Source organism: Micromonospora sp. DT47, assembly GCF_049844475.1.
Lineage (GTDB): Bacteria > Actinomycetota > Actinomycetes > Mycobacteriales > Micromonosporaceae > Micromonospora.
The window spans coordinates 197,267-219,800 of record NZ_JBNCLC010000001.1 but is presented as its reverse complement, the minus strand read 5'-3'; the positions used below and the strand labels follow the sequence as shown (position 1 = coordinate 219,800).

General features: G+C 70.4%; 26 protein-coding genes and 2 pseudogenes. 15 read left to right on the top strand and 13 right to left on the bottom strand.

Going from position 1 to position 22,534, the window contains the following annotated elements; translation table 11 throughout:
• Nucleotides 1-42: 42 nt before the first annotated feature.
• On the bottom strand, nt 43-486 hold the full coding sequence (locus ACLQ2U_RS01140; RefSeq protein WP_425748596.1) for a hypothetical protein: 444 nt from the start codon (nt 484-486) through the stop codon (nt 43-45).
• Nucleotides 487-797: 311 nt separating this feature from the next.
• Here ACLQ2U_RS01140 and ACLQ2U_RS01135 point away from each other — a divergent pair.
• A pseudogene (locus tag ACLQ2U_RS01135) lies at nt 798-1,055 on the top strand (glycoside hydrolase family 15 protein); the annotation flags it as partial.
• 102 nt (nt 1,056-1,157) lie between these two features.
• Here the strand turns inward: ACLQ2U_RS01135 and ACLQ2U_RS01130 are convergent.
• A complete protein-coding gene (locus tag ACLQ2U_RS01130) occupies nt 1,158-1,736 on the bottom strand; it encodes a TetR/AcrR family transcriptional regulator (protein WP_425748595.1) in 579 nt (192 codons plus the stop codon).
• A gap of 195 nt (nt 1,737-1,931) precedes the next feature.
• Between ACLQ2U_RS01130 and ACLQ2U_RS01125 the strand changes: the two are divergent.
• Both ACLQ2U_RS01125 and ACLQ2U_RS01120 read left to right on the top strand, forming a co-directional pair.
• Nucleotides 1,932-2,475, top strand: a pseudogene (locus ACLQ2U_RS01125) (TetR/AcrR family transcriptional regulator).
• A gap of 30 nt (nt 2,476-2,505) precedes the next feature.
• The gene (locus tag ACLQ2U_RS01120; protein ID WP_425748594.1) at nt 2,506-4,698 is read left to right on the top strand and encodes an MMPL family transporter; all 2,193 of its coding nucleotides are present in this window, start codon (nt 2,506-2,508) and stop codon (nt 4,696-4,698) included.
• A gap of 277 nt (nt 4,699-4,975) precedes the next feature.
• Here ACLQ2U_RS01120 and ACLQ2U_RS01115 read toward each other — a convergent pair whose 3' ends face one another.
• Nucleotides 4,976-5,119, bottom strand: coding sequence for a hypothetical protein (locus ACLQ2U_RS01115; RefSeq protein WP_425748593.1), 144 nt, complete (start codon nt 5,117-5,119; stop codon nt 4,976-4,978).
• Between the two features lie 566 nt (nt 5,120-5,685).
• Between ACLQ2U_RS01115 and ACLQ2U_RS01110 the strand changes: the two genes are divergently transcribed.
• Together ACLQ2U_RS01110 and ACLQ2U_RS01105 are read left to right on the top strand one after the other, a co-directional pair.
• Nucleotides 5,686-6,018 carry a hypothetical protein gene (locus tag ACLQ2U_RS01110; RefSeq protein WP_425748592.1) on the top strand — a complete coding sequence of 111 codons (333 nt, stop codon included), beginning with the start codon at nt 5,686-5,688 and terminating at the stop codon, nt 6,016-6,018.
• A gap of 803 nt (nt 6,019-6,821) precedes the next feature.
• Nucleotides 6,822-7,178: a hypothetical protein gene (locus ACLQ2U_RS01105; protein WP_425748591.1), complete on the top strand. Its 357-nt coding sequence runs from the start codon at nt 6,822-6,824 to the stop codon at nt 7,176-7,178.
• 150 nt (nt 7,179-7,328) lie between these two features.
• Here the strand turns inward: ACLQ2U_RS01105 and ACLQ2U_RS01100 are convergent, their stop codons facing one another.
• The 5 genes from ACLQ2U_RS01100 to ACLQ2U_RS01080 all read right to left on the bottom strand — a co-directional run bounded on the left by ACLQ2U_RS01100 (nt 7,329) and on the right by ACLQ2U_RS01080 (nt 12,013).
• Nucleotides 7,329-7,532, bottom strand: a complete 204-nt coding sequence (locus ACLQ2U_RS01100) for a hypothetical protein (RefSeq protein ID WP_425748590.1) — start codon at nt 7,530-7,532, stop codon at nt 7,329-7,331.
• A 197-nt stretch (nt 7,533-7,729) separates the two neighbouring features.
• Nucleotides 7,730-7,996, bottom strand: a complete 267-nt coding sequence (locus tag ACLQ2U_RS01095; RefSeq protein ID WP_425748589.1) for a hypothetical protein — start codon at nt 7,994-7,996, stop codon at nt 7,730-7,732.
• A 264-nt stretch (nt 7,997-8,260) separates the two neighbouring features.
• Nucleotides 8,261-8,875, bottom strand: a complete 615-nt coding sequence (locus ACLQ2U_RS01090; RefSeq protein ID WP_425748588.1) for a hypothetical protein — start codon at nt 8,873-8,875, stop codon at nt 8,261-8,263.
• A 396-nt stretch (nt 8,876-9,271) separates the two neighbouring features.
• On the bottom strand, nt 9,272-9,802 hold the full coding sequence (locus ACLQ2U_RS01085; protein ID WP_425748587.1) for a hypothetical protein: 531 nt from the start codon (nt 9,800-9,802) through the stop codon (nt 9,272-9,274).
• 1,569 nt (nt 9,803-11,371) lie between these two features.
• Nucleotides 11,372-12,013 carry a hypothetical protein gene (locus tag ACLQ2U_RS01080; RefSeq protein ID WP_425748586.1) on the bottom strand — a complete coding sequence of 214 codons (642 nt, stop codon included), beginning with the start codon at nt 12,011-12,013 and terminating at the stop codon, nt 11,372-11,374.
• Nucleotides 12,014-12,267: 254 nt separating this feature from the next.
• On the opposite strand from ACLQ2U_RS01080, the gene ACLQ2U_RS01075 reads away from it, so the two are divergent.
• Nucleotides 12,268-13,203 carry a hypothetical protein gene (locus tag ACLQ2U_RS01075; protein WP_425748585.1) on the top strand — a complete coding sequence of 312 codons (936 nt, stop codon included), beginning with the start codon at nt 12,268-12,270 and terminating at the stop codon, nt 13,201-13,203.
• 270 nt (nt 13,204-13,473) lie between these two features.
• On the opposite strand, the gene ACLQ2U_RS01070 is transcribed toward ACLQ2U_RS01075, so the two are convergent.
• Both ACLQ2U_RS01070 and ACLQ2U_RS01065 read right to left on the bottom strand, forming a co-directional pair.
• The gene (locus tag ACLQ2U_RS01070; protein WP_425748584.1) at nt 13,474-13,923 is read right to left on the bottom strand and encodes a hypothetical protein; all 450 of its coding nucleotides are present in this window, start codon (nt 13,921-13,923) and stop codon (nt 13,474-13,476) included.
• A gap of 153 nt (nt 13,924-14,076) precedes the next feature.
• Complete coding sequence (locus tag ACLQ2U_RS01065; protein ID WP_425748583.1) at nt 14,077-15,114, bottom strand: hypothetical protein; 1,038 nt, start codon at nt 15,112-15,114, stop codon at nt 14,077-14,079.
• A 191-nt stretch (nt 15,115-15,305) separates the two neighbouring features.
• Here ACLQ2U_RS01065 and ACLQ2U_RS01060 point away from each other — a divergent pair, with 191 nt between their 5' ends.
• Both ACLQ2U_RS01060 and ACLQ2U_RS01055 read left to right on the top strand, forming a co-directional pair.
• The gene (locus ACLQ2U_RS01060; protein WP_425748872.1) at nt 15,306-15,566 is read left to right on the top strand and encodes a low temperature requirement protein A; all 261 of its coding nucleotides are present in this window, start codon (nt 15,306-15,308) and stop codon (nt 15,564-15,566) included.
• Entirely contained in the window at nt 15,478-15,951 is a 474-nt protein-coding gene (locus tag ACLQ2U_RS01055; RefSeq protein WP_425748582.1) for a low temperature requirement protein A, read from the top strand. Before ACLQ2U_RS01060 ends, ACLQ2U_RS01055 begins: the two co-directional genes overlap by 89 nt.
• An 85-nt stretch (nt 15,952-16,036) precedes the next feature.
• Here the strand turns inward: ACLQ2U_RS01055 and ACLQ2U_RS01050 are convergent, their stop codons facing one another.
• The 3 genes from ACLQ2U_RS01050 to ACLQ2U_RS01040 are packed head-to-tail and all read right to left on the bottom strand — an operon-like array spanning nt 16,037 to nt 16,908.
• Nucleotides 16,037-16,351, bottom strand: a complete 315-nt coding sequence (locus ACLQ2U_RS01050; RefSeq protein WP_425748581.1) for a hypothetical protein — start codon at nt 16,349-16,351, stop codon at nt 16,037-16,039.
• On the bottom strand, nt 16,332-16,733 hold the full coding sequence (locus ACLQ2U_RS01045) for a hypothetical protein (protein ID WP_425748580.1): 402 nt from the start codon (nt 16,731-16,733) through the stop codon (nt 16,332-16,334). The genes ACLQ2U_RS01050 and ACLQ2U_RS01045 overlap by 20 nt, the downstream gene beginning before the upstream one ends.
• A 34-nt stretch (nt 16,734-16,767) precedes the next feature.
• Nucleotides 16,768-16,908, bottom strand: a complete 141-nt coding sequence (locus ACLQ2U_RS01040) for a hypothetical protein (RefSeq protein WP_425748579.1) — start codon at nt 16,906-16,908, stop codon at nt 16,768-16,770.
• Between the two features lie 477 nt (nt 16,909-17,385).
• Here ACLQ2U_RS01040 and ssd point away from each other — a divergent pair, with 477 nt between their 5' ends.
• The 7 genes from ssd (at nt 17,386) to ACLQ2U_RS01005 (ending at nt 22,454) form a co-directional block, all read left to right on the top strand.
• Nucleotides 17,386-18,441, top strand: a complete 1,056-nt coding sequence (gene ssd, locus ACLQ2U_RS01035; protein WP_425748871.1) for a septum site-determining protein Ssd — start codon at nt 17,386-17,388, stop codon at nt 18,439-18,441.
• Nucleotides 18,438-19,643: a TadA family conjugal transfer-associated ATPase gene (locus tag ACLQ2U_RS01030; protein WP_425748578.1), complete on the top strand. Its 1,206-nt coding sequence runs from the start codon at nt 18,438-18,440 to the stop codon at nt 19,641-19,643. Before ssd ends, ACLQ2U_RS01030 begins: the two co-directional genes overlap by 4 nt.
• A 191-nt stretch (nt 19,644-19,834) precedes the next feature.
• Complete coding sequence (locus ACLQ2U_RS01025) at nt 19,835-20,773, top strand: hypothetical protein (RefSeq protein WP_425748870.1); 939 nt, start codon at nt 19,835-19,837, stop codon at nt 20,771-20,773.
• 89 nt (nt 20,774-20,862) lie between these two features.
• On the top strand, nt 20,863-21,504 hold the full coding sequence (locus ACLQ2U_RS01020; protein WP_425748869.1) for a type II secretion system F family protein: 642 nt from the start codon (nt 20,863-20,865) through the stop codon (nt 21,502-21,504).
• Nucleotides 21,505-21,529: 25 nt separating this feature from the next.
• Nucleotides 21,530-21,697 (top strand): DUF4244 domain-containing protein, encoded by a 168-nt coding sequence (locus tag ACLQ2U_RS01015; protein WP_081883916.1) that lies wholly within the window; start codon nt 21,530-21,532, stop codon nt 21,695-21,697.
• Entirely contained in the window at nt 21,694-22,062 is a 369-nt protein-coding gene (locus ACLQ2U_RS01010; protein WP_425748577.1) for a TadE family type IV pilus minor pilin, read from the top strand. Before ACLQ2U_RS01015 ends, ACLQ2U_RS01010 begins: the two co-directional genes overlap by 4 nt.
• Nucleotides 22,059-22,454, top strand: a complete 396-nt coding sequence (locus tag ACLQ2U_RS01005; protein WP_425748576.1) for an Rv3654c family TadE-like protein — start codon at nt 22,059-22,061, stop codon at nt 22,452-22,454. The genes ACLQ2U_RS01010 and ACLQ2U_RS01005 overlap by 4 nt, the downstream gene beginning before the upstream one ends.
• The last annotated feature ends 80 nt before the right edge of the window (nt 22,455-22,534 follow it).

The window sequence follows — 22,534 nt, the reverse complement described above, 5'->3', positions numbered from 1 at the left end:
GAGCGTGTGCGTGGCCGTTACGCGCGTTTGCTCAGCACTTAATCAATCCGGCGGGAAGGCATCTGCGATGATCCTTCTGGCGTCGAACTGATGTGCTCGATCATGTGCCTGAGTGCCATTGCCGGCAGACACCGTGAAGTAGAACTGGGACGGCCACGACGAGTAGGGCTTGATTCTCCCAGATCGCAGCGCTTGTTCGTACTCACGTGCCACTGGCAGGACATTCGCATGCCAAGTCGTCCTTGAACTACTCGCAAGGCGAGCAGGAAGCGTATGGCCCTCCACTTCCGTGACGTCCAGAACAGGCCGCCGGTGGCCATAGGGTGTGATGCGGAAGCCCTGAATGCTGACCTCCCCTCGTCCCTCGTTAGTTACGGTGAAGGCCATCACGACGGCGACGCGTGCAGCCACCGTCGCTACAAGGACGGCCAATGCAGATGTCCCCAGGGCCGCGTAAGCAACCCACTCCGGCGCGCCTCCCGACATGCCCAGAGGGTAGACCAGTGGCGAGGTGTGACATCTCCCGTGCCCGCTGCGTGCCCGCCAGGCCGGTCAGTAGGGGTCAACAACGGAGTTCCGTGCGGCCCCCGTCGCCGGACCAGCCGAGAACCAGCCTGATCACCAGCACAGATGTAGCCCGCTACCTCCGAATCAAGGCACTTTCCAAACTGACGGTGCGGCGTGGGCTCGCACGTCTGCCGGGCCGCGGTCGGCAGTGATGCCGACACGACAGCTGCGCGCGCACTTGTTGCCGAGTTGGCCTATTGATAGATCAAGGCGGCCCGCAAGCGGGCCGCGCCGGCCTGCCCGGCCAGGAGAGCACCTTCACCATGTGCACCTTCTGGTACGTCCGGGCCCTCGCGCAGTCCGGACGGCTCGAAGACGCCAGGCTCACCTTCGAGAAGATGCTCACCTACAGCACCCCCCTCGGCCTCTACTCAGAGGAAATCGCCCCCACCGGCGAGCAGACCGGCAACTTCCCGCAGGCGTTCAGCCACCTCGCGCTGATCAGCGCGGCCGTGGAACTCGACCGACTACTCGACGCCCGCCCCTGAGCCCGACTCTAGGCTTGCTGACAAGGTCGTGCCCGACCGCTGGTTGGAGCCGGCTTCAGCCCACCATCGCAGACAGCCGATTCCTCGGGTGAACCGCGCGGCTCAGGGTGACGGCCGTATGAGCGTCGCCATCATGCGGTCGACGTAGACGGCGAGTGTTTCGCGGTCGGCGTTCGACGTGGCGGTGGTCCCGATCTTGTGGCGGAGGAGCCCGACGCCGATCAGGATGGCGGCGACCAGTTCCGCGCGCAGGTCCGCGTCGGGGCCGTCGAGGCGGGCGGCGAGCGCGCCGAACAATTTTTCGATGCGGTCCCGCAGGACCGCGCGAACGTGCTCGTCGTTGGCTGCGCCGACGAGTGCCGCCAGATCGCCGGACTCCTCGGCCTGGGTCACGTCGAGGGCACGATCGAGCAGCACGCGGGGCAACTCGGCCAGCGGGGTTTTCGTGACGATGTCGGGTGACTCCGCGCCAGCGCAGGCGGCCTCGGCGAACAGCTTCTCCTTTGAGCCGAAGTAGCGGTAGACCAGCGTCTGGTTGACACCGGCGGCCGCGGCCACGTCACGCGTGCTGGTGCCTTCGACACCGTGCCGGGCCATCAGCGACCGTGCCGCGTGCAACAGGGCTGCACGGGTCGCCGCAGCATCGCGGCGGCGGTGTCGGGTCGTGGGATCGGCGTCCATGGCAGCCTCCCGAGGAAACGAAGTAGTCAAACGACTACTTTACCCAGGATTAGGTGAGAGGAATGTGCTCATGCTCACCACGGGTCTTGTAGTCGGTTGACGACTTAGGTCGTACCGTCGAAGTCGTCAAGTGACTACAAGAGGAGCTCCGAGATGACCGAGAGCCGGACCGTGCTCGCGCTAGGTGGGACCGGCATGGCACGGATGACTCCGGAGACGCACGACGAGATCCTCGCGACCGCGGCGCTTCGCGTTCGCCGGCTACAAGGGCACCTCGTTGCAGGACATCGCCCGCGACGTGGATTGCTCCAAGGCGGCGGTGCTCTACCACTTCCACAACAAAGAAACCATCCTCACCGAGCTGATGGCTCCGGCGCTCGCGGTTCTCCAGGCGCTGGACGACCGCATCGTTGCCGCGACCGGTCCGGCCGACGCGCAGCGGGTCGCCATGGAGGGCCTCGTCGACCTCGCGATCCGGTTCCGACGGGAGATCGCGCTGCTGCTGGGCGAGTTCCAGCAGTTGCTCGAGACACCCGAGTTCGCGCACATCCAACGGATCGGCGACCGGCTCATCGATGCGGTGGCCGGGCACCCCGAGCGCCCGGCCGCCCGAATCGCCGCGCGGGTGGTGTTCGCCGGGATCGCCGAGACGTCCGGCGACTTCATCGACGTACCCGACGGAGAACTGCGCGAGGCGCTGCTGGCGCTGCTACGCCGGGCGCTCGAGCCCGCCGACTGACCAAGCACTGACAACGAAGGACACGAATTCATGGCGACTTCTCTCTACCGGCTCGGCCGGGGCTCGATGCGCCGCCGGCGGCTCGTCGTCGCGCTCTGGCTCGCCCTACTCGTCGGTCTCGGCCTGGCCGCCGCGACCCTGAGCGGCCCGACGGCGAACAACCTCACGATGCCCGGCACCGAGTCGCAGCGCGCGCAGGACCTGCTCGCCGAACAGTTCCCCACCGCCAGCGGCGCGACCGGCACGGTCGCGGTCAAGGCACCGGCCGCCGGCCAGCTCGGCACACCGGAGGGCCAGGCGGTGGTCAAGGGGATCACCCAGGAGGCCGCGACGCTGCCAGGCGTGGTCGGCGCTGCGGACCCCTTCACCGCCCGAGCCGTCACCCCCGACGGCCGGTACGCGCTGATCCAGGTCCAGTTCACCGAGGGCCGCGACGAGGTCACCGACGAGCAGCGGACCGCGTTCGAGAAGGTCGGCGCGGCGGCCGAGGCGCAGGGCTGGCAGGTGGCCCCCGGCGGTGAGGTGATCGACTCCGCGCCGGAGTTCGGCACGGCCGAGGCAATCGGTGTGGCGGTCGCCGCGATCGTCCTCGTGATCACCTTCGGATCGCTGGTGGCGGCCGGAATGACCATGCTGAACGCGCTGATCGGCGTCGGTGTCGGCATGGCCGGCCTGTTCGCGCTCAACGGCGTGGTCGAGCTGACCACCACCGCTCCGATCATCGCCCTGATGCTCGGCCTGGCGGTGGGCATCGACTACTCGCTCTTCATCACCTCCCGCTACCGCCAGAACCTGCTCGACGGCCTGCCGCCGGACGAGGCGGTCGGCCGGGCAGTGGGTACCGCCGGCTCGGCCGTGCTCTTCGCCGGCATGACGGTGGTCATCGCACTGGCCGGCCTGGCGGTGGTGGGCATCCCGTTCCTGACCGTCATGGGTCTGGCCGCCGCCGGCACGGTCACCGTCGCCGTCCTGGTCGCGCTCACCCTTCAGCCGGCCCTGCTCGGCTTCGCCGGCCGGCGCGTGCTTTCCCGCAAGCAGCGGGCCGCGGCCAGGGAGAGCGCGGCCGCAGCGGATGGCGGGGCCCCGGCCGTGGCCCGCTCGGCGTTCGGCTTCCGCTGGGCGCGCCTGGTGATCCGGTTCCGGCTGCCCGTCATCCTGGTCAGCCTGGTCGGGCTCGGCGCGCTCGCCCTGCCCGCGTCCGACATGCGGCTGGCGCTCCCGGACGCCGGTTCGGAACCGGTCGGGTCGCCGGCGCGGGTCTCCTACGACCTGATCAGCGAGGGCTTCGGGCCGGGCTTCACCGGCCGCCTCGCGGTGGTCGTCGCCGGGGACGACCGGCAGGCCACGGCGGCGGCCGTCCCGCAGGTCACCGCTCTGGTGCAGCGCACCGAGAACGTGCTCGCGGTGGCGCCGCCGCAGTTCAGCCCCGACGGCCGTACCGCGCTGCTGGGTGTGGTGCCGAAGACCGGGCCCACCGACCCCGCCACCGAGACCCTGGTGCACGACATCCGGGACGCGGTCGGCGGCATCCAGGGCGCGGACGTGCTGCTCACCGGCAGGACCGCGATCGGCATCGACATCTCCGAGAAGCTCTCCGACGCGCTGCCGGTCTACCTGCTGCTGGTGGTCGGGCTGTCGGTGCTGCTGCTGATGCTGGTGTTCCGCTCGCTGCTGGTGCCGGTCAAGGCCGCGTTGGGCTTCCTGCTCACCGTCGCCGCGACCTTCGGGCTCACCGTGGCGGTGTTCCAGCAGGGCCACCTCGCCGACCTGGTCGGCCTGGACACTCCCAGTCCGCTGGTCAGCTTCCTGCCGATCCTGCTGATCGGCATCCTGTTCGGCCTCGCCATGGATTACGAGGTCTTCCTGGTCTCCCGGATGCGGGAGGACTTCGTCCACGGCGACACCGCCCGGCAGGCGACGATCAACGGCATGGGCCACGGCGCCCGGGTGGTCACCGCCGCCGCAATCATCATGATCTCGGTGTTCGGCGGCTTCATCTTCATGGACGACCCGACCATCAAGTCGATGGGCTTCGCACTCGCGGCCGGTGTCGCGATCGACGCGTTCGTGGTCCGGATGACGATCGTGCCGGCCGTCATGTCGCTGCTCGGCGACAAGGCCTGGTGGCTGCCGCGCTGGCTCGACCGGGCCCTGCCCAAGGTCGACGTCGAGGGCGACGGCCTGCGCACCCACCTGCGGGAAGAGAATCCGGCAAACGCCTGATGTGAAGGAAGGGTCCCCTGTTAACGCCTGACGTTGTATAGGGGACCCTTCCTAACACTCAGACGCCCGCCGGATACGTCTCCATCTCGCCGGGGGTCGGGCGAGGCAGCAAGAAGGCAGCGAAATCCTCGATCACGATCCGTCTCTGACGACAAGGAGCGATGGCCGGGACCTGCATGGCGACCTGGTTTGGTACCGACCGTCAACGGTCGGCAGGTTGGATCCGGCTCCCCCCGACGGGGGTCGTCCCTATCTGGGGTGAGCCCTCCGGCGCAGCTCATGGCGACTCTTCCATGCTGTCGGGCAGGCTCTCGCTGGGCGGCAACGCCGCTGGAGTCAGCAAATCGTCAGCAGGCAACGTGAAGGCAGCCAGGACCCGGGCGGCATAGTCAGCATCAACTGAAGCCACGACGTAACGCATCATCCGGAGTCGGACAGGCCGGCTGCCGGCGATCTGTTCAAAGTTTCTGTACGTCTTCAAGGCGGCCCTGAGCGGGCCGCACGAGCCGCCGCCTGGGCGCGCGCCGACCGCTGTCGCTGGCGCTCTGCGGCCGTCACGCCGAACGCCCGGCGGCTGGCGCGGAGAGCGGAGAGCCCGGAGGGCCGCCGCAGCACGACAGGGGCGTTGGGTGGCGAGCCGGTGGGCCGGCAGGGCGCGGCGTCCGTCGCACCGCCGCGCCGTAGGGGCGGGTCACCGCCGGCCGTGGTGGGGATGCGGCGCGGAGTGTGCGGGGCCGCCCCTCCACGGTCAAGGGCGCTTTGCGTCGCTGCGCGACGGCCCTGCGGGCCGCCCTTGACCCCGGAGCCTCTGCGGCCCTCGGGCCGGCGTTGCCGGCAGGCCGGGGGCCTGCCCGGGGTGCACGCGCCGCACCCCCACTACGGCCTCATCGCCAGCCTCCGGCTATTACTCCTGCGTCAAGTCCTGCTTGACTTTGCCTCCGCTACTGTCCCGAGCATCACCCGCTCGACCTGTAGGAGTGCGACGCAGTGAAGAGATCGGACATCCTTCAGGCCGCCGTCGGTGCGGGCTTGGCCGGAGGTGCCCAAATCGCCTGTGGGTTCTTTGTTGCCAACTCGGTCTGGGGCGGCAGGGACTCACCGGCTGAATGGACCTTCTACTACGCCAGCGCCGGATGCTGCCTTCTCCCATTGACCGGCATGCTCGCTTGGGTCCTGATCGGCGCCGAGGGGACGAAGCGAATCGGTCAGGGCACCGTCATCGGCCTGGTCGCTGCCACCGCCCTGGCTGTCCTGGCAGTGTTTACCGGTTATGCCCCGCCCTGGATCTCAGAGGGCTGGACCGGCAATGGATGGAGCTAGCAAGCCAGGCAAGCTGGCAGAGCAACCAGTCTCATGCCCGGAGCCGACATGGTCGTGCGTGGGTGACCAACTGGGTGACGACGCACGCGGGCGGGCGCGGACGCCAGTGGACGGCGACGGACCATTCGGCCAGCTCCCGGAGACGCGGGAGCAGCTCATCGACCAGCGATCGTTCTTTCGGGACGAAGGAGTCAAGCTCCGCCGGCGAGACGGGGACCGACGGAGCTTGACATCCATAGGAGAGCATCGGGATGGCCAGGAGTTGCGTTCATGAGTGGGCCACTTCCACGGGCGGTTCGGCGAGCGTACGGTCCTACCGTGGATCAAGACGTTGTTGCCCGCCCCGGTGTGGAGCGCCTTCCCGTGTCTGGTTGGGATGCGTTGTTTCGGTCGGCCACGGGTTTCGGCGTTTCCGTGGCATTAGTCGCCTTTGTCACCCTGGTATGGCACGGCGCAGTCGACTTAGCCCTCCCCTCGATACTTATGTCCTCAGTCGGTTGGCTCCACGAGTCGAAGGACCGTCGCCACAAAGTGGCTGCCGTGGTCTCCGGCGGGCTGTCGGCCGCCGTCGCGGTAGGCGCCGTCATACTGCTGGGCGGCGGGCCACCGGACTTCTCTCGTGATGTCGCGTGTGCTGCGCTAGGGGTACTGGCTGGCAGTCAGATCTATGCCGCCATTACCCGTCGTCACTCCTGATGCTTTTGGCCGTTGTTGGTGTAAGGCTGCGCCGCTTTGACACGTTCGTGACGGAATCGCGGACCTTACGTTGGTGATCCACCTCCGACTGCTGGGATCATGAAGACGTGCATGACCTGGAAACTTGGGTGAGGGCGGCCGGTGGTGCGAGGGTTGAGTTCATGCCGGGTGAGGAAGACGACCCCGCCACCGTGGAGAACATCGATGCTCGCATCTACGGCAGCGACGGCACGTGCTACTACGCGACCTTTCTGACCACGAACGAGATTGCTCGCATCCTGACGCGCTGGCTTGGCTCGGGAGAGGTTGGTGGCGGTCGGTACTTCTGGTGCTCAGACCTTGTCATCGTTCCGGGACCTGGCTTGCAGACGATGGCTGCGGCTGTCGACGAGATGATCCGATCCGGCGACATCGACGCGGTGCTGAGCAAGGTGGGGAACGAAGGGGAGCGACCGAGTGAGTGAGTGACTAGTTGGGTGACGATCCACGCGAACGCAGGTGGACAGGGATGGACGTTGATGGGTCATCTTCGCAGCTCAGGGCCGGCAACGCCGCAGATCAGAGCCGCGCGTTGGTTGCCTGGGGGTCAAGGAGTCGCTTTTGGCGGCGTTTACTCAGTCGATAACCTTGTAGACCTCGATGGCGTCGTCGCCAAGCGTCGAGCCGAAGCGACCAGCGTCGGCGTCCTTGTAAGCCGCCCGCATGCTACCGCTCATCACATAGCCGCAAGCAACGCACTTGAACGCGAGTCGGCTACTCATCGTCCAGCCCGAACCGCCGGACGCCGCTGGCCCCCGGCCGAGGTATTCAAAGGCCACAGTGGCAGTATGCCCAAGTCGCCGTGCCCGACACGTGCCCGTCCGGTGGGTCAACAGGGGTCAGCAACGGATGCACCGGCCAGACGGCCCACCACAGCAGGTTACGACCGCCCCAGATCAGCCACCTCTGCAGGGCTACCGCCGGTACAGATCAAGGCACCTTCCAAACTGACGGTGCCTGGGCCGCGTCTGGGCCGTCAGCGGGCCGTCGAACGACGACCAATGCTGACCAGCAGCACCCGAAGAAACAGCAGGTCAGCCGCCACGTGGGCGCGGCTGACGCGGTGGGCGACGAACGAGTCGACCTGTACGCCGGAGCCTGCGACGAGCCCTGGCAGAATGGCTGCGTGATGACCGAGCCCGTCACCGCAGGCCGGATGGAGCTGGTGGACGTCCTTGGCGCCGACACCTTCAGGCCACATTTCGCTTGAGAGTCTGGCGCGCTGTAGAGCGCCGGAAAGCACCTCAGCAACCGCGCTAAACCCTTCGCCCGTCCCCGCTGCCCCGAACGACTTCGGACTTACTCGTCTAGGGCATCAGCGGCTGTGTCGGCTCAGCACGCCGTGCTTCTTTCGGCGAAGCTCCTCATTGCAACCGCCGCTCCCGGCTTCCGCCAAGGGCTGTAGGCCCGTCGCCGCCTGATCGCCGTACAGCATCGGCGTACAGCGAACCCACGACACCATCACGGCCGTCCAGCCGAGCAGTCGCGGCACGCTCGGATCGGTGGGCTACTGCTGCTGGAAGCGGCTCAGAAACTCGTCCACTAAGTGCGGTTTGGTGTAATCCATTCGGGTCCGAGTGCCTGTCGTGAGGCCGCCACACGTGTAAATCAGCGGCACCGGTGGCCGGTCCGGGTAGCGCAGCAAGAACGAGTGCTCGTGGCTGTATCCGATCAAGGGGCAGGCCTCGCCCATCGGCTCTGGGGCGGCATCGGGCCACCAGCCGCTGTGTCGCCGCTGCCACTGCCGCCAGGCATCGTTGCGGTTGGGCAGTCGGTTCAGCAGCGCGGCGAAGTCGGCGGCCCCGGCAAGCAGCACCCGCTGACGCGGCGGGTCCGCCACCCCGGGGCGCTGGATATGCAGTGCCGTGGGCGTGGTGCACAGCAACACCTCCGTGGCTCCGGGCGGCACGAGCGGGCCAGGGGCGTCGACGAACTGATGCCGCTCCTCGATGACCGGGCAGCCATCCGATCCGAGCGGAATCTCATAAGGAGTGCCGGCCATTGCCGGCCAGGGCGACGCGGTGCGCCGGAGCCAGGCGATCGTGACCGCACCTGCGGCCACCGCGACCACCGTCACCACGACGACCACCGCCCAACGCCGGCGCGGGCTCCACTTGGTCACTGGCCACCTCCAGCTCGGCGATTGCCAGCGAGGCTAGCCTGTCGATCCAGGAAATCGTGCAGCGGCAAACGACAAGACTCGCTGCTCAACCAAACAGCGTGCAGCAGACAGGAACGTTGGCGCCATCCCGACAACCTCCGTCCGGGCAGAGCCGACGGGGCAGCCTGCCGGTCAAGGTCCACAGCCCGGGACGCCGACGACGCGCGACCAGTTCACGAGATCATCGGGCACACGGCGGGCACAACTGACGCTGACAAGGGCTGTCAACCGCTGTAAGGCAACGCAAGACCTCGCCGAGATCAGCAGGCCGATTCGCCCGATTGCAAATGATCGAGGCTTCGCCAGAGGGGTTCAGGGTTCGAGTCCCTGGCGGCCCACCACGGCCCCCCTTGGTTACTAGCTGTCCCGCTGCCACCAGCGACGTTTCGCGACCGGCGCCGGTTCGTCGTCCTCTTCGTCGTCCTGCGCCGCACGGGCCAACACGGCCGTCGCCAGCGCCCGGTCGTCCTGACGGCAGCCGGGCGTGACGATCATCAGCTGCGCCAGTGATTCCTCGATGGTGACCAGCCGGTTCGCCGCCACCGCCGCGTCGAGCCGGGCCCGGACGAGCTGGCGTACCTGCGGCCGCAGATCCGGTTCCCGGTAAGCGGCGGTGACGAGCGCGAACAGCGCCGCGTCGGCGACCCAGTCCTCGACGCCGAAGGCGAGGTCCACCAGCACCTCGCGTCGGGTCGAGGTTGGCCACGGTTCGTCCTTTGCGTGGTGCAGGATGCCGAGGCACACCCACGGCTGCATGAGGCGGTACCAGTACGTCGGCGTCGACTTGGCCAGGTGCTGCCAGCGCGCGATGTCCGGCGGGCCGGGCAGGTGGGCGAGCAGCCCGAGCAGGTCGTCCAGCGGCAGCTCGCCGAGCGGGGCGGCCTTCACGTACCCCGAGAGCGGCGACTGCCACGGCTCCCCCGCGACCTCCTGCAGCAGCCCGAGTGCGGCGGCCGACGGCGCCGGCCCGGCGGGCAGCGGTTCGGTGCCGTCGTACCGCTGGCGCCGGCCCGGCGGGCAGCGGTTCGGTGCCGTCGTACCGCCAGACCGCGTACCGGCCGGGCCGTACGGGCGTCCGGATGTCGGGGGGCGGGAACTCGGCGATGCCGATGTCGACTGGGCCGGCGATCCTGCGGCAGGCGGTCATGGCGCTGGCCGGCTCCGCCGCCGACAGCCCGAGGCCGTTGACCTCGAGCTGCTCGCCGCGCGCCCGGCGGCCACCGATCTCGTTGGCGACGTTGCTGATCGCCTCGCTCGGCATCGGCACCCAGTTGAGCCAGGGCCGCTTCGATCCCGCCATCGCGAACACCACGTCGGTCATCCCGCACGGGTGCGGATCGTCGTGTACGGCGACCAGGTCCGCCACGTCGCCGGAGGCCCGGAACCGCACCGCGTGCCGGGCGGCATCGCGGTGCGGAAAGGTGGGGTCGCCGGCCATCTGCCGCAGGTCGGCATCCGCATCGCCCGAGAACATGGCGCGGAGCCTAACAATCCAAACAGTCGGGTAGGGGGCAGAGGTCAGCGGCGCAGCCTGACGCCGCCGTTCGGCCACACCTACCCCTTGGTGCGTCTGGGTTATCAGTGCTCTGCCGGAGTCAGTAGTGAGTCAGCAATGGCCGAAGATCGTCGGCAGCCGCCGGGTCCGTGGGTGGTTGCGGTAGCCCATCCCGCCTGCCATCGACCTGGGCAAGCCGAGCAGACCACCGCCCGACCCGCCAGCGTCCGTACGAGCCGTCACGGTCCGCCCGTCATGGCGGGCCGGGCGGTGGCCTGCTCCCCAGGAGGGCGGGTCGATGGCAGACAGTGAGGATGGGGTCCCGAGAGTTGGTCTCTGTCATTAGGCTCTGATCATGTTGCTTCTATGGCGGCGGCGTTGGGTGCTCGCGCATTCTTGTGTGATTGTGGCGTTGCTGGCATTTTTCTACGCATGTGTCGCCATCGGGGAGCGCCCCCAATTGGCACTTACGGCTGCGGACCTGTCTGGAGTCGGCATCCTTACCTTGGGACAGCCATGGGTTTGGCTTCTTCAGGTGATGCAGTTTGATAAAGAGAACGAACTCCTCGGCTCTTTTCGTGAACTGCGCTTCTTTGGTCCTGCGCTATTGAACCTTGCTCTCCACATCGTGACGTTGGAGGGGTTGCGGCACGTGCGAACGAAAACGCGTAGTGCGTCTCATTGCTAAACCTTAGGAGGAAGGCATGCCTCTTGCCGAGCCTCTGGACCCGCGCCATAGGGAGGATGTGAGGCACTTGTGCTCGGCCCGCCGTGGAGCTGCCAGTGGCATGGAGCCGCGGCCGAGGGCCGGCCAGGCCGGGTGACTAATTGGGTGACGACGGACGCGAGCCAGGACGGACGCCCGTGGACGTCTGCGGACTGTCCGGCCAGCTCAGGGCGGCTACTCAGGCAGCTAGGGCTTCCGCGGTCATTCCTTCACACCGAAGTGGTCATCCCTTTAGCTAACCGGCGATCCGCTTGACCCAGCGCAAGTCACCGTCTTTGTCCTCGTAGACCAACGCGAGGGCGATGTCGACGCCCGGATCCGTTAACGGCAGCCGGTCATCTTCTCCCAGCGGGTTGAACCACCACGCCGTTGCCGTCCCTGCTCGGCTGGCAGGCGCGGCGACCGCGGGAGTCGGATACCTCCGCGTCCACGATCCGTCAGGTGACTGGGTCAAGCCCAGGCTGGCAAGCCAGTCATAGCGCTTTGCCAACGCATCGTAGGCGCTCGACCCAAGCGCACCCCTTGATCCGGCACCAGACCAGCTACCGTCACCAACCAACGGAATCGGCGGGGTCACTCTCTTGTCTAACGCGATCAGGTGAAACCAGCCGTCTTCCTGCGCTGAATCAGTCCAGACGAGCTTTACGACCACCGCCTGATGCCCGGGCACCATGCCGCGTTGCTTGTCCGCTGGCGCACCCAGGGCTACCGCCGCCGCTCGGAATGCCTCCTGCTCGTCGGCAAGGCGAAGCTCGAGGTTGACCTTTATCGCGTCGCCGCCGTGCGTCAGGTCACGATCGCCGTGGATCCTTGCGTCGCAGCCAACGGCACTAGCCAGAAGCAAAGCGGCGACAGTCGCGACCACCCGGCGTCCCATCACGACATCGTTGCATCCCGCCTCAAGATCAGAGTGCTGTTGCTCCTGTCGCGTGCCCGATGCGTGCCCGACATGCGGGTCAACAAGGGTCAGCTATCTGCACGTCAACGTGCCCGTCGGCCACTACGAGTAATGACGCGACCCGGTCAGGCGCCCTCCCATGAGGACAGAGCGTGTAGATCAATCCACCTTCCAAACTGGCGGTGCGGCCACATACTGCTCGCCTTCGTCCCGATCGGGTAAGTTGCCCAGGCGTGAGGATCGAGCCTCAGCTCGTTGCCGAAATCCCGCCGCCGTCGGGTACCTCGTCACCGACCATCCCGCCGGCCCCCGACGGCGCGCGGCGGTACCGGTGGATCGCAGGCGGCGTCGCCCACGTCCTGGACTGTGCTCCGCTCGCCGACGGTGGCGCGCTCGGACCGTACGTAACCTTCCCGGTCGCCGGCTGGACCAAGCAGGCCAGCGGTGACATTGCGCCGGACGGCACCTCGGTGGTGTACGCGACGCAGCCCGAGGTTGCCTGCGTGCTTGCCGATGGCACCGTTCGGTGGCGGATACCGCTCGAGCCACCCGCGCACTCCTCCATTGGCCGGGCCGACTGCGCGTTCTCCCTCGACGGCACGCAACTATGGCTGTACCTGCCGGACGCGATGCTTGGCCGGGGTGAGGACTATTGGCGGGTGCTCGACCCGGCCGACGGAACGCTCATCGCCGAGACCACCCTGTCGACAGTCGGGCAGGGCGCCGTGCACGCGATGCACCCGGACGGCCACCAGGTGATCCTCGACCTAGGCGAAGGGCAGGACGGGCTGTACCTGTTTCGGGGCGGTCTGGACGGCGGCCGCCTGGTGGTCGAACCGTACCCCTGGCACGACCAGGGCTGCGCCGGGCTGGCTCCGGACGGCCGGTCGTTCATGACGCTGAGCCACGAGGAAGACGAGGTAACCTTCTGGACCTTCCCAGACGGGCAACGGCGGCTGTCCCTCACCCTGGACGCTTCCGGCCCGCCGACCACCGGCCCGACCAGGGACGACAACGCCGAGCACAAGGATGCCGAACGGCCGCTCGCGCAGCTCCGGGTGACGGCGACCGAGACTCCCATGCTGCTCGGCGACGGGTCGTGGCTGTCGATCGGCGAGCACGGCGGTGTCACCCGCTGGACGACGCCTCAGCCGCATGAGGACGCGTGAATCTTGCTGAGGCGTCCGCGACAGCAGCAGTGACAGCGATGAGGCGACCAGGGCGAGCAGCCGGTGCATGACGAGCGGTTTGTCAGCGACAGGGAACGGATGTCGCCGGGCGGGGATTGCCGCTTCAGCGGAGAGTCAGCGAGACGCACGACGAGCCCCAGCAACAGTCAATACAGGACGCCACGGCCTACGCACACGACGATGCCCAACGACACGCGACGGGCCTAGTTCAGCATTCGGTGCCGCCTTTGCAAGGCAGGCGTCCAGGGTTCACACCACCTCCGGTGGGCGGGGCCGCTGTTGCAGGTACCTCCGGGCACGTGGCAGCGGGTCGTGCGCGTACTGCTCCGGCATTCGGGACTTGTGAGCGGCGCAGAAGTGTCGAAGTGTTGATGTGATTGGCAGTAGCTCCCAGCTCGGGTCTGGTTCGTACGCCGCAGTGGCGCGCAGCAGCTCGGGCAGGGGTGTCCAGCCATCGTGGTCGAAGGCCCAGCGGCCGTTGCTGATGATCACGTGACCGACGTAGGGCTCACCGAGCTGACGTAATCCCATGATGCCGAAACCGGCAGGGGCGTACCGCTCGACGGCGACCCAGGCGAGCACATGGCATGCGCCAGCGGCGAAGAACGCTTGGTCCGACCGCTTCCATGACAGCAGTTGATCTACGCGTTCAGCTTGCGTGCGGCGGAACCTGGCCGCAGGAGTGTAGGGCGTCCCCATGCCGGAAGAATCTAGCAAGACGCCGTGTGAGCAGGTGTCGAGCCTCGTTTCCGCTGGATGCGGTCTAGCGGCTATTAGTTCCGCTTCAACGTCTGGGTCCGTCCCGGCGATGCAGCCGCCGCGGTGAGGCGGGTGGCTGCAGCCGGTGCTGCTTCAAGCATGGTTCACCATGGGGCCGGAATCGCGGCTCAGGCTGTCCCGCTTGCGTGCGGGCAGGGTCATCACGTGGCTGATCGATGCCAGTAGCAGCCCGAGGACCAGGCCGGTGAAGGCTATCGAGAGATCGGTGTCGGCGGCGTTGATTGGTGGATTGTCGGCCAGGGAGGTCATCGCGCTGCCGACCGCCGATCCTGCGATGTAGAGAATGATCATTGCCGGAAGCAGAGCCACACAGCAGGCGACCGCGACGGGGAGCAGCCGGATCAGGGGGACCTCCCGGGCTGCGGCCACGGCGAGCGTTGCGGCGACAGGCATGCCGATCAGGCCGACAGGCAGAAGCGGTCCGTGGCTGGCGGCAAGCCAGGCGGCCAGCGCGGCCACCACAATGAAGGTGCCCACCCGCCGGGTGCGGACAGCGGTGAGCTGAACCGCGATGAGCCCGATCGCGGTAGCGATGAACATCGCTACCAGTCCTGCTTTGAGCATCGAGAGCGCGTTTTCGACCTGGACCTGGACCGGGTTCGTGACCGGCTCGTCCCAGGGGGTCGTGACCACCATCGTGGCAGCCGCGAGTACCGCGGTGACGGCAGCGGACAGATGCCGGGCGAGAGGAGGTCCGCCTTGACCCGCCGAAACCCGGACAGCGACGACGGCGGTTGTCGAGAACATGGCGATACCACCGACTGCGAGCGAGGTTGCGGTAGGGCGCCCGGCCACGTCGATCCGGTCCAGCCATATGTCCACGCCGAGCCAGCCGATCATCGCGATCGCGCCGGCGACGACGCCGCGAACGTTCGCGCGGCAGATCAGGATCACTCCGCCCAAGGCCAGCAAGATCGCCAACTGGCGGATGTCACGAGGCCAGTAGGTGTTGTTACTGCCTACCTCCGGAAACGTCTGGCCGGTGCTGCTGTCGGTCCAGAAGCCATCGGGCTGCATGAGCGGCTGATAGATGGCCGTGGCCAGCGCCCAGATCACCATTCCAGTGACACCCGACAGCGCACCCACGATGGTCCGCCAGTTTTTCTGCATGTTGCATCTTCTCGTTCGCCCGCCGCGCTGGGAAGTACCAGCCGCAGGGTCCAGCCTGCCGAGCGGCTTGCCGCAGATCAGGCTAGGGCCGCAGGCGGCAGGACAGGGACGACGAGCCATGCCGGCAGCAGAAGCTGCCGAGGTTGAACATTGGCCAAAGACGCGGCAGGTGGCTTCTTGAGCGGCAAGGTGTGGGGCGACCGAACTCCTGGCCAGGGTTGGGCCGCACGCCCAAGTCAAAGTTGCCGAACGTGGCCGAGCACCTGTCCGAGCGCTACCGGCAGTTCTTCATCATCGCGCTCGGCGAGTTGATCCTGGTCACCGGACTGGCGCTTCGCGGCAGACCGCAGCAGGGCGTTCGTGGTGTCGATCGCCACCGCCGTGCTGCTCTGGCGGACCTACATCTACCGCGCCGGGGAACTGTCGGCCGCAGCCGTCGCAGCGGCCCCTGACCCGGCCCGCCTTGCCCTATCGACGTCATCCGCCCACCTGGTCATGGTGGCCGGCATCGTCGTCACCGCCGTCGGCGACGAACTCGTCATCGAACATCCACTCGGACACAGACAACCGGCCTGGATCGCCGTCATCCTCGACGGATCCGCGCTGTTCCTAGCCGGACGCGCCGGCTTCGAATACGCGGTCTTCGCCCGCGTATCCCGGGATCGGCTGATCGGCGTGCTCGTGCTGGCCGCCCTGACACCGGCGATGCTCCTCGTGCCGCCGCTGCTGGCCGCCATCGCCGCCACCGCAGTCCTCATCGGGATCGCCGTCTCCGAGGCGGCCCGCGCGAGAGGACACCCACCCGAACCGCCGCCGCCGCCAGGCGGACCATCGTAATAGTTGACGGCCAGCTTTGCCCGGTCCGATCCACACAGAATGCCGGCCGCCGGCCCGACGCTCCAATTTTTGTCAAGCGGCTGACTCAGGCGAGTCCGTAGAGCCGGTTGAGGTCGAGTAGGTGGTGGCCGAGGACCGAAGAGGCACGTAGGTCGAGCACGAGTACGAGGAAGACGTTAGGTGTCTCGCAGGTCACGAGGACGTGTTGATGCCTCCCGTCCGGCATTTGCCAGGCGTGGGTGACGCGGCCCTGGGAGAAGTCGTGACCGTTGAAGTCGTCCTGGGGGATGGAGTCGAAGTAGGGCCAGAAGTCGAAGGGGGGCGCTTCGTCGAGACCCACTCTGGTGGGGTGAGGTCCCATCGTTGCCTTGTAGTCGTCCTCAGTCAGTCGAGGTGGCATCCGGCAAGGATGCCTGGCCCTGGGGCTCGGACGCGAGCAGGCGAAACGTCTCGCGGACGATGTAGCGCTTGAGGCAGCGCATGGTCTCGGTCTTGGGCGCGGTGGTGGTCAACGGCATGGGGCGGACGGTCGGACCGCTGGGAGGGTGGGTGGGGACGGGCGCCCGGGGCGGCAGCGCGGCCCGGGTGGAGAGGGACACCGGCACGGGGGAGAACGCCAGGCTCGGCGTGGGGCTCTCCAGGCCGACGACCTCGGGATCCGCGGGACCGGTCGAGGGCGCCGCCGGTGCCGCGCCGTCCTCGACCGGTTCCGGACCCGACCAGAACGGCGAGAGCGCGAAGACCAGGGTGGTGAGTACGCCGACGGCGACGCAGCCCAGCACCAGCGTCCGCCCCGGGCCGCCACCGATGTCGGTGTCAGATCGGAGCGGTGCCGCCCTCGTGGGCGGCCGTCGAGGGGTACAGCGGCGGTGTGTCCCGATGACGCGACTCGTGCAGCCAACCGCCGATGCGCAGCGTCGGATCGGTGCGGTGCGTGTCGTCGGGTGAGTCGGCCATGGCCCCGTTTCCGAGAACGCGGTGCCACCACCGGCGGTGGCGTGGGGTCCGACTATCGGCGCACGGCGTCGCTGGTCGTCAATGGCTCCGTGGTGGAAGACCCGCCGACCGTGCACCTGCCATTTTGCGCTTCCCCCGACGACCGTGACTTTCGGAGGGGCGATTCGGCCAGTTGTTCGCCGGGCCGCCGAAGAGCTGCAACGGTCCGGCTCTCGTGGCACTGGTGCTCATTCCCGGACCGGTCGGGTTGCTGCGCCACCGATCTTGTCACCCAACGTGACCCGCGGGTCCGCGCGTAGCAGATCCGGAGTCGCCGTGGTGGTTGTCCACAGGCCGCTCCGCCGTCCACAGGCGAGACCGCCGGGTCGGCGCGCGGAGGTCTCCCCGCAGCAGGGTCTCGGTCAGCACCCCTGACTGCTGGAGGCCGGAATGTCATCCCGTACCTCGCTCCCACCGCACCGGCGGCTGCCGCTGGTGGTGACCTCGGACGGTGACCTGCTCGACGAGCTGCTGCGGCTGGCCGCGGCCGGCGGCACCGAGGTCGAGCTGGCCGCCGACCCCGCAGCCGCCCGGCCCCGCTGGCTGCCGGCGCCGCTGGTGCTGGTCGGCGACGACCAGGCACAGGCCTGCCTGCGGGCCCGACTGCCGCACCGGCCGCGCACCGTGCTGGTGGGTCGCTCCGGGCAGCTCGACCCGGGCTGGGAGATCGCCGAGCTGATCGGCGCCCAGCACGTCGCGACACTCCCGGCCGCCGAGCCGTGGCTGGTCGATCGGTTCACCGAGTGCGGGCACGACCGTCCGCCCGGCGGGCAGGCCCGCACGGTCGCCGTGCTGGGCGGCCGGGGTGGCGCCGGCGCGAGCGTCCTCGCCGGTGGCCTCGCGGTCACCGCCGCCCGCGCCCATCTGCGCACCCTGCTGGTCGACGCGGATCCGCTCGGCGGCGGGCTGGATCTGGTGCTCGGCTGGGAGGAGCTGGACGGCCTGCGCTGGCCGGCGCTCACCGACGCCGACGGCCGGGTCGACGCGCCCGCGCTGGTGCGGGCCCTGCCCAGCCGTGGTGACCTGGTGGTCCTCTCCTGGGATCGCGGGGACCTGCTGGCCCTGCCCGCCCAGGCGATGGCCGCCACCATGGACGCCGCCCGCCGGGGGCGGGACTTCGTGGTGGTCGACGTCCCCCGCCAGCTCGACGACGCGGCCGTGGTCGCGTTGCAGGCGGCCGACCAGGCGTACCTGGTCGTGCCGGCCGAGCTGCGGGCCACTGCGGCGGCAGCCCGGGTGGCCGCCGCCGCGGCGCCGCACTGCGCGTCGCTCGGGGTGATCGTGCGGGGCCCCGCCCCGGGCCGGTTGAAGGCGGTCGAGGTCGCGCGGGCCCTCGGCCTGTCGCTCGCCGGCACGCTGCGCCCAGAGCCGGCGCTGTGCCGGGGGCTGGAACGGGGCGAGGCGCCGGCCGGCGCCGGGCGCGGCCCGCTCGCCGCACTCTGCCGGCGGATCGTCAGCGAGCTGACCGGCCTGCCGCTGCCGGGTGCGGCATGACCGGCCCTTCCGACGAGCTCTCCGCCCGGGTCCGGCAGCGGATCGCCGGCGCAACCACCCCGGTCACCCCGGCCGCGATCGTCTCCGCGGTACGCGCCGAGCCGGGCGCCGCCGTCCTGGGGGACACCGCCGTGCTGCGGATGGCCGACCGGGTGCGCGACGACCTGGTGGGTGCCGGCCCGCTCGCCCCGCTGCTGGCCGACCCTCAGGTCACCGACGTGCTGGTGAACGGCACCCGGGTCTGGGTGGACCGGGGAGAGGGCCTGTGCCAGGTGGCTGTGCCGCTCGGCTCGGTGGACGACGTACGGCGGCTGGCGCAGCGGCTCACCGCCGGCGCGGGCCGGCGGCTCGACGACGGCTCCCCGTACGCCGACGCGCGGCTGCCGGACGGCACCCGGCTGCACGCCGTGCTGCCCCCGGTGGCCACCGACGGTCCCTACCTCTCCCTGCGGACCTTCCGCCAGCGCCCGTTCACCCTCGACGAGCTGGTACGCCACGGCACCGTCCCCCGACCGGTGGCCCCGGTGCTGTCCGCCGTGGTGGCGGCCCGGCTGGCGTACCTGGTCACCGGCGGTACCGGCTCGGGCAAGACCACCCTGCTCAACACGCTGCTCGGCCTGGTCCCGGCGACCGAGCGGATCGTGCTGGTGGAGGACGCCGCCGAGCTGCACCCGGTGCACCCGCACGTGGTGGGCCTGCAGGCCCGTACCGCCAACGTGGAGGGGTCGGGGGCGGTCGGGCTGAGCGAGCTGGTCCGCCAGGCGCTGCGGATGCGGCCGGATCGGCTGGTGGTGGGGGAGTGCCGGGGCGCGGAGGTGGTCGACCTGCTGGCCGCGCTGAACACCGGCCACGACGGCGGGGCGGGGACGCTGCATGCGAATGCGCCAGCGGACGTGCCGGCCCGGTTGGAGGCGCTCGGGCTGCTCGGCGGACTGCCCCGGGCCGCGCTGCACGCCCAGGTCGCGGCCGCCCTGCAGGTCCTGGTCCAGGTCCGTCGGTCTCCCCGGGGCCGGGTGCTGGAGTCGGTCTGCCTGCTGCTGCCGGAGGGCCCCGAACGGCTGGTCACCGTGGTGCCCGCCTGGGTCCGGGGGCGTGGTCTGGGGCTCGCCGGGCGGGCGCTCGCCACCCTGCTGAGGGACCGGGGCGTGGCGGTGCCGCCGATCCTCTGCGAACCCTGGCCCGGCTCGGCGGGGCCGGCATGACCGCCACGGTCTGGTCGGTGGCGCTGCTCCTGATCGCCGCCGCCTCGGTGCTGGCCTGGCCGGTACGCAGCAGCCGACGTCGCCGCCGGGCGCTGCTGTCCGCCGCCGATCCAGGCCTGGCGGCGCCGGCCGACCCACGGACCGGGCCGCCGGCGCCCGTCAGCGGTCCACTCTCGCCGCTCCGCGGCCACATGACTCGGGTCGGTCGGCCACCGGCGACCCGCCCGCCCGGCCGCCGTGACTCCCGCCGTCCGGCGGCGATCCTGGCCCCTCCGACCGCCGCCGCCCTGCCAGGTGGCCAGCCGGAGGGCGGTCGGCCGGGGTCCCGGTCCCCGCTCGATCACCTGCTGACGGGGCCACCCCGCCGGACCCTGCCGGTGGTCGGGATCGTCGGCGCCGCCGCCGTCGGCTGGCTGGCGGGTGGGCCGGTGGCCGGGGTGGTGCTGGCCGGGTACGGCGTGCTCGCCGTCCGGGCCCTGTTCCGGCGGCGGGCCGGCCGGTACGCCGAACGGGAGCGGCGCCGCCGGCTGGACCAGCTCTGCGCGCTCGCCGCCGACCTTCGGGCGGGCCTGCCCGTACCGGCGCTGGACACCGTCGACGCCCGGTCCGGTGCCCTCGGCCGGTCGGGCTCGCCGGTCCTGGCTCAGAGCCCCGTCGGGTCCGGCGACCGCGTCCTGGTCGGCGCTCGCACCAGAGCCGGCGGTCGGGGTGCGCCGGGTACGGTCCGGGCTGGCGGGGTGCCAGTCCGGCGGGGCACCGAAGAGCCAGGCGCGGACGACGAACGGGATCGGCTGGACCGGCTGACCCGGGCCGCCGTCCGGCTCGCCGACCGGACCGGCGCCCCGCTGGCCGAGCTCCTGGAGCGGATCGAGGCCGACGCCCGGGCGCTCGACCGGGGGTTGGCCGCCGCCGCCGCGCAGGCCGCCGGTGCGCGCGCCACCGCGCTGCTGCTCGCCGCCCTGCCGCTCGGCGGGATCGGCCTCGGGTACGGCATCGGCGCCGACCCGGTGCGGGTACTGCTGCACACCCCGGTCGGGGCGGCCAGCGCGGTCACCGCGATGGGGCTGCAGATCGCCGGGCTGCTCTGGGCCGAGCGGCTGGGCCGCGTACCGGACGGGGTCGGACGGTGAACCGGCCGGACCTGGCCGCCGGCTGCCTGGCCGCGGCGGCAGCGCTGCTGGTGGCGGTACGCGCGCCGGCGTCCGGGGCGGCCCGGCGGCTGCGCGGGCTCGGCGCCGCAGCGTCCGACCGTGCCCGCCCGCACTGGTGGCCGGACCGGGTCCGGTCGGTCGCGGGGCTGGCCGGGGTGGCGGTCGTGCTGCTCGTCGGGGGCTGGTCGGGCTGCCTGGTCGGGGCGGTGACCGCGCTGGTGGCGGACCGCCTGCTCCGGCGGATCGAACCCCGGGTGGCCCGCGACCGCAGGCGGCGCGAGTCGGCCGACCTGCCCCTCGCCGCCGACCTGCTGGCCGCGGCGCTGCGCGCCGGCGCGCCGGTGGACCGGTCGGTGCTGGCGGTGGCCGACGCGCTGGGCGGCCCACTGGCCGAGCGGCTCGACCGGGTCGGGCGGACGCTGCTGCTGGGCGGCGGCCCGGAGGAGGCCTGGGCGCATCTCGGGCCGGTGCCGGGCGCGGACCGGATGGTCACCGCCGCCCTGCGGTCCTCCCGCAGCGGGGCCGCGCTGGCCGGGGCGCTGACCCGTGTCGCCGACGACCTGCGGGCCGACCGGTCCACCGCCGCCGAGGCGTCGGCCCGCCGGGCGGGCGTGCTCATCGTGCTGCCGCTGGGGCTCTGCTTCCTGCCGGCCTTCATTCTCGCCGGTCTGGTGCCGGTGATCGTCGCCGTTCTCGGCGACGTGCTCTGACAACCATCGAGAAGGGGTACCTCACATGCGCAAACTCATCGCCCGCCTCCGCGGGGACGCCGGGATGAACACCGCCGAGTACGCCGTCGGCACCCTCGCCGCGGTCGCTTTCGCCGGCATCCTGCTCAAGGTGCTCACCTCCGGCAACGTGCAGTCCGCGTTGACCGCGGTCATCGACCGGGCGCTGAAGTGAGACCGCGCCGGCGGGCCGGTCGCGACCGCGGGTCCTTCACCGCCGAGCTGGCGGCCGGCCTGCCGGCGTTGCTCCTCCTGCTGTTCGCCGGTCTCACCGCCGTCGACGCGGTGACCACGAAAGCGACCTGCGTGGATGCGGCCCGGGAGGCGGCGCTCGCGGCGGCTCGGGGCGAGGCGGGCACGGCGGCGGGAAGCCGGGTGGCGCCGCCCGCCGCGGTCGTGTCGGTCTCGGTCGACGGCGAGCGGGTCACCGCGACCGTGCGGGCCCCCGTGCGCGCGCTCGGCGCGCGGCTGCCCCGGCTCACCGTGACGGCCACCGCGGTCGCCGCGGTCGAACCCGGCACCCCGGTGGCGCCGTCGTGACCGGCGTGCGGTCGGCTGCCAGCGGTGTGCGGACGGAGCACTCCGGCTCGCGGGACCGGGGCGGGGCCACCGTCTGCCTGCTCGCGGTCGGGCTGGTGCTGGTCCTGTTCGGGCTCGCCGGCGCGGCGGTCGGCGCCGCCCGGGTGGCCCGGCACCAGGCCCGGGTCGCGGCCGACTTCGGTGCGCTCGCCGGCGCGGGCCGGGCACCGCGCGGGCCGGAGGTGGCGTGCGCGTCGGCGGACGAGCTGGTCCGGGCCAACCGGGCGAGGCTTACCCGCTGCCGGACGGACGGCCTGGACGTCCTGGTGACGGTGGAGGTGGCGGTCACCCCGCTGCCCGGCCTCCGCCGGGTGGCCACCGCCACCGCCCGCGCAGGCCCGGTGCGCGGCTGACAACCGCCACCGCCCGCGCAGGCCCGGTGCGCGGCTGACAACCGCCACCGCCCGCGCAGGCCCGGTGCGCGGCTGACAAC

Coding starts and splice junctions, on each gene's coding strand:
- ACLQ2U_RS01025 (WP_425748870.1), top strand. CDS start 19,835: ATGACTCGGGTCGGTCGGCCACCGGCGACCCGCCCGCCCGGCCGCCGT.
- ACLQ2U_RS01065 (WP_425748583.1), bottom strand. CDS start 15,114: ATGCAGAAAAACTGGCGGACCATCGTGGGTGCGCTGTCGGGTGTCACT.
- ACLQ2U_RS01120 (WP_425748594.1), top strand. CDS start 2,506: ATGGCGACTTCTCTCTACCGGCTCGGCCGGGGCTCGATGCGCCGCCGG.
- ACLQ2U_RS01030 (WP_425748578.1), top strand. CDS start 18,438: ATGACCGGCCCTTCCGACGAGCTCTCCGCCCGGGTCCGGCAGCGGATC.
- ACLQ2U_RS01070 (WP_425748584.1), bottom strand. CDS start 13,923: ATGGGGACGCCCTACACTCCTGCGGCCAGGTTCCGCCGCACGCAAGCT.
- ACLQ2U_RS01130 (WP_425748595.1), bottom strand. CDS start 1,736: ATGGACGCCGATCCCACGACCCGACACCGCCGCCGCGATGCTGCGGCG.
- ACLQ2U_RS01140 (WP_425748596.1), bottom strand. CDS start 486: ATGTCGGGAGGCGCGCCGGAGTGGGTTGCTTACGCGGCCCTGGGGACA.
- ACLQ2U_RS01115 (WP_425748593.1), bottom strand. CDS start 5,119: ATGCGTTACGTCGTGGCTTCAGTTGATGCTGACTATGCCGCCCGGGTC.
- ACLQ2U_RS01050 (WP_425748581.1), bottom strand. CDS start 16,351: ATGCCACCTCGACTGACTGAGGACGACTACAAGGCAACGATGGGACCT.
- ACLQ2U_RS01015 (WP_081883916.1), top strand. CDS start 21,530: ATGCGCAAACTCATCGCCCGCCTCCGCGGGGACGCCGGGATGAACACC.
- ACLQ2U_RS01040 (WP_425748579.1), bottom strand. CDS start 16,908: ATGGCCGACTCACCCGACGACACGCACCGCACCGATCCGACGCTGCGC.
- ACLQ2U_RS01080 (WP_425748586.1), bottom strand. CDS start 12,013: ATGGGACGCCGGGTGGTCGCGACTGTCGCCGCTTTGCTTCTGGCTAGT.